Origin of the sequence: Ralstonia sp. TCR112, from assembly GCF_007997035.1 — a bacterium.
Lineage (GTDB): Bacteria > Pseudomonadota > Gammaproteobacteria > Burkholderiales > Burkholderiaceae > Ralstonia > Ralstonia edaphi.
In genome coordinates, this window is record NZ_VOSS01000055.1 from 1 (window position 1) to 809 (window position 809).

1 protein-coding gene and 1 pseudogene are annotated in these 809 nt (G+C 64.8%); both read left to right on the forward strand.

Annotated features, from left to right (window positions below; all coding sequences use genetic code 11):
• Positions 1–229 (forward strand): hypothetical protein (locus FUT88_RS26430; RefSeq protein WP_222614272.1); only part of this gene is annotated, 229 nt, incomplete at its 5' end.
• 64 nt (positions 230–293) lie between these two features.
• Positions 294–809 (forward strand): annotated as a pseudogene (locus FUT88_RS15150) (helix-turn-helix transcriptional regulator); the annotation flags it as partial.

An 809-nucleotide genomic window follows, 5' to 3' on the forward strand; every position in this document is an offset into this window, starting at 1 on the left:
GGCTGTCACGCGCACGCCGCTGGCTGCACGGGCGCGCCGGCCAGTGACGAGTAGCGACAGCAACTGGGGCCTTTCGCCTGTGCGCTGTCTGTGCCCCACGTCTGGGCTTGATTCCGCAACGTTCCACAAGGTCGACGAGGTCGACAAGGTCCCGGCCGTGCGCCGTATCGGCATGCACGCATCCACAGCGCTGGTGCAGAGCGCGAGCGCCCCCTGCGGTGTGCCATGAGCACGCCGCTTGATGTCTCGCCCTGCCGGGTCGGTCCAGCATTCTCAGGTGCAGTAGGGTGGCAATGACGCTTTCGCTGAACGATCTTCAATTGCTGACGGCGCTCGTCGGCAGCCTGCACGAGGCATCGCCCGATAGCGTGGCGGAGCGCCCTGCGGTGGCACGCAAGCTCGAGTCATTGCTCGGCATTGATGTCATGTCGCATATCGTCCGGCACGAGGCCAACCCCGTTCCCATCCACACCTCCACGTGGGGCCGCGATCACCAATTGAATGCGGACTACAAGCAGTACTTTCATGCGGTCGACCCGATCTCGCCGCTGTTGCACCGTCGCGCAGATCCGCTGCTCGTGGAGGGCATCATCGGCCGGCGCAGCCTGCAGCGCACGGAATACTTCACCGATTTCCTCACGCGGTACAAGGTCTACCCAGGCATGAGCCTGTGCCTGGATGCCGGCGGCGGAACCTTGCTCGACTACCGCCTGGGCACGAGTGAAGTTGGCCGCGTCTTTGGCGAGCGCGAGCTGCGTATTCTCGATCTGCTGCGTCCACACCTCATCAACGCCCACCGGCAACGCGCC